Here is a 5,172-nt window from a genome sequence, read left to right on the forward strand (position 1 = left end):
TCTGCTTCACCCGCCGGCACGTACACAACTGGACGCAGTGGGTGAAGGACCGGTCGCTGGGCGTACGCTTCCTGCTCGGCTCCGTCGGCCTGGTCTTCGTCGGCTCGGTGGTCTGGCTGTCGCTCAAGTACAGCTTCGGCATCGACGTGGTCGCCGAGGCGCTGCACTACCTGGCGACGCACTGATCCGGGCTGACCTGGCAGGTCGCCGGTGCGACCGCCCGTCGCGCGGCACGCGGACCCCGGATTTCCGGTCCGGTCCCTCGATCAGGTAGAGTCAGCGGCGCTGAGGGCGATTAGCTCAGCGGGAGAGCGCTTCGTTCACACCGAAGAGGTCACTGGTTCGATCCCAGTATCGCCCACCATCGAAGTAACGCAGAAGAGCCACCCTCGGAAGAGGGTGGCTCTTGCTGATTCCATCGTCAGTTGTCGTTGGGCATCAGCGGATCGTCAGCGAACGCGTCGCGGATGCGTTGATCCCGCCCGTCGGAGCGGTGGGTGTAGAGGCCCCAATCACATCGATGATCAGGGCCTCTTTCATTCCTGATGACTGAGTGAGCGATTGCTTTGGGCTCACCTCGGCGGCGGGGGAGTGAGCCAGGCGAGGGGTTGTCCGCTGAGAGCGGCGTCGGCGAGGCGGTGGGCGCTGGCGGTCTTGAGTGCCGCTCGTGAGCTGTCGATCCAGCGCTGGACGTTGTCGACGCCCTGATGGCGGTATTCAACCGCTTGGACGAGGCATTCCAGCTTGTCAGCGTCGCGAGCTACGACGGCTTCTGGTGTCTCACCCGCCTCGTACTCGGCGACGGCTGCGGTGATGGCGTCGGCGACGGCTGGTGGGCAGTCGGCGACCTGGTCGGCGGTGACGGTGGTGTTGGGTACGGGGGTGAGGTAGCGCTTGGCTATGTGCGGGATGTCGGTGATCCGGGTTTCCTGAGTGTCGTGCAGGACGCAGAGCATTGACACGCGGGCCGGGTCGGCGCCTTCCATGGCGGCGAGCATCATTCCGATGAGCGCCGTGCGGAAGTCCGGTCGCTGTCCAGGAGCGGGATACAGCGATCCAGGAGTGCGCGAGTCGCGGCGGGGCTGTCGAGAGCGAGACCACGCCGTGCGGCCAGTAGAGCCCAGACGTTGTGGATGTTGAGGTCGACGAAGGGGTGCCCGGGTTCCAGGCGCTGGATCAGGTGCCGAAGAAGGATCGAGCCGTGCCAGCCCGCGAGCGGCCCGGGCATGAAGGAGTCGTCGCGGTGGTGGTACGGGATCTCGCCCACCCAGTAGGCCGAGTAGTTGAGGGCTGCTCGTTCGCAGGCGTCGTCTGGGTGCGCGTGGGCGATGAAGTCCCGCAAAGGTTCCGGGTCGCCCTGGTTGGCCAGGGACGTGACGACGGAGCGGGCGTCCGGCCACAGCGGTGACCAGGTGCGGAAGGCGGTCATCGGGAGGGCGCGGGTGGTGCTCTTGGTGAGCCATCCTGCCGCCGTCCTGGTGGGGTCCATGCCGGCGAGGAAGCAGGCTTGCCGGTGCAGCAGGACGCTCGGATCCCGTCCGGCGGCTGCGCGTTCGGCGAGCACATGGAGGTTCGCGAAGAACGTGCGTTGCTCGTCAACGGGCAGGGTCGGCCCGGACGCGACCGGACCCCGTCGGGGGTGAGCGATGGGTAGCCCTTTCGCGAAGGCCGGTGTCTGCCCGAGGACGGCCCAGAGGATCAGATCGGTCAGGCGATGGGTGAGTACGGACCAACCGAGCGGGTGTTCGGCAACGTCGCTGCGGTCCACCTGTTCGTCGAGGACTGCGGCGAGGATGAAGTCTGCCTCGGCGGCGTCGTCGAGTGCGGCGAGCAGGACTGGGTTCGCGTCGAGCCGTCTGAGCCGGTGCCGGACGGTGATCGCTTGCCCGAGCGGCACTGCGGTAAATGGCCGGCGCCCGGATTCCCAGCTCTGCACGGTCACGCGGTCGACGCCCAGGTCGGCGGCGAGCTGTTCCTGCGTCAACGGGATGGACTCCCGGATCAGCTTGAACAGGTAGCCGGTCACCTCGCCGCGCTGTAGTGCTGATCGTCCGCGACCTGACATCCGTCATCCCTACGTTGACCGGTGGTCGACGTTCCCGCCGTGAGACCGATACTGCGGTCGACATGTGGCCTGCTCACTCGTACTACGGGTGAGTCCATCCGCCGTCGTCGTGATCGTAGCGTCGCAGTTACCGAACGTTCCAGATCCGGTCCCGTGATGCGGGGCCGGCGGTATAGCGCTGCCCGGCGGAGGGAGTCAGCGATGCGGGACAGGACACCACCGTGGCGACGAGTCTCCTACGACCAGTACCTGATTGCTGTCGCGATGACCCTGGCCCGGCGACACCCCTCTTGGTCAGGATGGTGTGAGACACCCCGTGTGAGTGGGGTGCTGACCTGCTGAGGGCGGGGATCGGAGATCCTTGTGTACGTGTCCACTTCATCTGGCAAGCAGCCGGCGTCCGGCGGCGGGGACCCGGCGCCGAAGCCGTCGCGGCGGGTTTTCAGCCCGGAGTACAAGCTCGCGATGGTCGCCGAATACGAGAACGCCGCGAACGGAGAGAAGGGCGCGATCTTGCGTCGGGAAGGCTTGTACTCGTCGCACATCATCGAGTGGACACGGGCTCGGGATGCCGGGCAACTCGGCCAGGTAGGAGCTCCGGGGACGGATTCCGGTACTGCCGCGGCCGGGCCGCGGGTGAAGAAGTCCGCAGAACAGATCGAACTGGAGAAGCTGCGCCGGCAGAACGAGAAGCTGCAGGCGGATCTGAAGAAGACCCGCATGGCGTTGGACATCATGGGAAAAGCACACGCGCTCTTGGAAGAACTCTCCGAGAGCGCGGACAACGACAACCCGCCGAAGAGATCCTGACCGCCGTGTTCGGCGAGTTACGCGACGCGGACATCTCGGTGCAGCGGGCGTGCGTGCTGACCGGGACCTCGCGGGCGACCTACTACCGCCGGGCGACACCGGTGGTGGGACCGCGGCACGGGCCGTGGCTGCCCCGGACCCCGCCGCCGCAGGCGCTCAGCACGGCCGAACGCGACCGGGTGCTGGCGGTGCTGAACTCGCCGGCCTACGCCGACCTGGCGATCCCGCAGGTCTGGGCCCGGGAACTCGACGCGGGCCGCTATCACTGCTCGATGTCCACGATGTATCGCATCGCCCGTGCGGCCGGGCAGAGCCGGGAACGACGCCGGCTGGCGACCCATCCACCCCGGGTGCGTCCGGAGCTGGTCGCGACCGGGCCGGGTCAGGTGTGGTCCTGGGACATCACCGCGTTGAAAGGACCTGTCAAAGGCGTCTGGTACCGGTGTTACGTCGTTATCGACATCTACTCGCGGTACGTCACCGGCTGGCTCGTCGCCGCCGGGGAGGACGCGGTCGTAGCCCGCGACTTCCTGGCCGACGCGATCAGCCGTAACGGGATCGAGCCGCACACCATCCACGCCGACCGTGGCGGCGCCATGGTGTCGAAGCCGGTATCGGAAATGCTCGTCGACCTCGGTGTCCTCCGCTCGCATTCCCGACCTCGGACCTCGAACGACAACCCGTACTCCGAAGCCCAGTTCAAGACCATGAAGTACGTGCCGGACTTCCCGGAGAGATTCGGGTCCCTCGCTGACGCGAGGGCTTTCTGCGACGGCTTCTTCACCGCCTACAACCACGAGCACCGGCATTCCGGGATCGGCTGGCACACCCCAGCCTCGGTGCACTACGGCACCGCCGAGCAGATCCGTGAGCAACGCCAACGCGCCCTCGACGCGGCGCACGCCGCCCACCCGGACCGGTTCAACCGCCGGCCACGGGCACCGAGGCTGCCCGACCACGCCTGGATCAACCAGCCAACCCAGCAGGAACAGACCGTCTCAGTTTGACTTGACAACTACCGCACCGCCCGGCATGGTCGTGGCGGAAGTGGAGGTGGATCTGCCGCTGTGGGATCGACCTACCCTGCCGCAGCCGACACCGCATCCCGATCAATCGGGGGCACTGGCCCGCCAAGGAGGAGCAGTGAACAACGAGGCGGAACACCGGATCTTGGTCGTACATCTACCGGGGATGGACGGCATGTGTACCGGATGTCGGGCGTGGTGGGCGCGGCTCACGCCGTACCCGTGCTGGCAGGTAGATTGGGCGACCAGCCGGCAGGCGCGGTCCCTGACGGCGGCGCTGCTCGGAGGCCGCGCATGACCACGCACGGCCCGGTGCTACCGATCTGGATCTGTGGCGGCTGCGACGCGCCCTGGCCCTGCCGCACCCGGCAGCGCGAGTTGCGCGCAGAGTTCGACGGTGCTCCGATTTCCCTGGCCCTCTACCTGGGTGCCCAACTGGTGCGCGCTTCCGAAGACCTGACCTGGGTGCCGGCGGGGGCGCTGCACCAACGCTTCCTCGGCTGGCTGAGGTGAGCATCCTGCGGCTCGGCGACGAGAAGTTCCACTACAGCGACGGCTCCCACAGGTGGATCCCGCCGGACCCGAACTACGACCAGGAGGTCTGGGACGAGCAGGTCCGCCAGCACAAGGAAGGCCACCTCAGGAACGAGCAGCCCAAGGTCCGCGTCCAACGCCTCGTCTGACGCCAGCAGTACAGCAGCGAAGTGCAGCAACGGTGCCAACCGAACCGTACCGATAAGCGCCCCAGCAGGTCGTTTGACCTCGCATCGAACCAGATCCGCCCTGCTCGCCGAGAGTTCACACCGACGGGGTCACTGGTTCGATCCCAGTATCGCCCGCCGTTAATAGTTGCAGTAAGCGAGCCCGTCACCGGAACCACCGGTAACGGGCTTTCGCATTGTTGCCCCTCTGACACACAGTCCGGCCGATTGGCGTCACTTCACCCGTCGGTTCCGCTTCAGGCGCAGCCGCGGTACTGCAAGGCGGCGTCCTTCATGTAGGCCCAGAGTGCCATGCCGTTCCAGTAGTCGTAGGTGATTGTCCAGCCGTTGGCGGTGTTCCCGGTGGGGCCGGTGACGACCTGTCCGTAGCGGCGGGTGCCGTACAGGGTCGACTCGTTGGGGGCGGTATACATGCCCGCGTAGTCCCAGACGACGGTGAAGCTGCTCGTCGTGCAGGCCGCCTGGGCCGTCCCGGCCGGTACGAGAGCCGTCAGCGCGGTCGCCGCGAGGCAGGCCGCCGTCGTGTGTAGTAGCAGTCGTCGAACGGTCA

The 5,172-nt window shown here is 67.0% G+C and carries 8 protein-coding genes and 1 tRNA gene; 6 read left to right on the top strand and 3 right to left on the bottom strand.

Going from position 1 to position 5,172, the window contains the following annotated elements; translation table 11 throughout:
* A partial coding sequence (locus tag AB0B91_RS64080; protein WP_358342794.1) for a hypothetical protein occupies nucleotides 1–185 on the top strand: 185 nt, incomplete at its 5' end.
* Nucleotides 186–289: 104 nt separating this feature from the next.
* Nucleotides 290–364: transfer RNA gene (locus tag AB0B91_RS64085), tRNA-Val, on the top strand.
* Nucleotides 365–572: 208 nt separating this feature from the next.
* Here AB0B91_RS64085 and AB0B91_RS64090 read toward each other — a convergent pair.
* The gene (locus AB0B91_RS64090) at nucleotides 573–986 is read right to left on the bottom strand and encodes an HD domain-containing protein (protein WP_358342796.1); all 414 of its coding nucleotides are present in this window, start codon (nucleotides 984–986) and stop codon (nucleotides 573–575) included.
* 11 nt (nucleotides 987–997) lie between these two features.
* Complete coding sequence (locus tag AB0B91_RS64095; RefSeq protein ID WP_357662919.1) at nucleotides 998–2,065, bottom strand: helix-turn-helix transcriptional regulator; 1,068 nt, start codon at nucleotides 2,063–2,065, stop codon at nucleotides 998–1,000.
* 369 nt (nucleotides 2,066–2,434) lie between these two features.
* On the opposite strand from AB0B91_RS64095, the gene AB0B91_RS64100 reads away from it, so the two are divergent.
* From AB0B91_RS64100 to AB0B91_RS64115, 4 genes are all read left to right on the top strand, one after another.
* Complete coding sequence (locus AB0B91_RS64100) at nucleotides 2,435–2,875, top strand: transposase (RefSeq protein WP_358342798.1); 441 nt, start codon at nucleotides 2,435–2,437, stop codon at nucleotides 2,873–2,875.
* Between the two features lie 5 nt (nucleotides 2,876–2,880).
* Nucleotides 2,881–3,882: an IS3 family transposase gene (locus AB0B91_RS64105; RefSeq protein ID WP_358342800.1), complete on the top strand. Its 1,002-nt coding sequence runs from the start codon at nucleotides 2,881–2,883 to the stop codon at nucleotides 3,880–3,882.
* A 312-nt stretch (nucleotides 3,883–4,194) separates the two neighbouring features.
* The gene (locus AB0B91_RS64110) at nucleotides 4,195–4,413 is read left to right on the top strand and encodes a hypothetical protein (RefSeq protein ID WP_350685214.1); all 219 of its coding nucleotides are present in this window, start codon (nucleotides 4,195–4,197) and stop codon (nucleotides 4,411–4,413) included.
* Nucleotides 4,410–4,583 (top strand): hypothetical protein, encoded by a 174-nt coding sequence (locus AB0B91_RS64115; protein WP_357661417.1) that lies wholly within the window; start codon nucleotides 4,410–4,412, stop codon nucleotides 4,581–4,583. The genes AB0B91_RS64110 and AB0B91_RS64115 overlap by 4 nt, the downstream gene beginning before the upstream one ends.
* Before the next feature lie 275 nt (nucleotides 4,584–4,858).
* Here the strand turns inward: AB0B91_RS64115 and AB0B91_RS64120 are convergent.
* The coding region (locus AB0B91_RS64120) for a hypothetical protein (protein ID WP_358342802.1) at nucleotides 4,859–5,172 on the bottom strand (314 nt) is incomplete at its 5' end.

The sequence above is a fragment of the Nonomuraea sp. NPDC049141 genome (assembly GCF_040648415.1).
In the GTDB taxonomy this organism is placed as follows: domain Bacteria; phylum Actinomycetota; class Actinomycetes; order Streptosporangiales; family Streptosporangiaceae; genus Nonomuraea.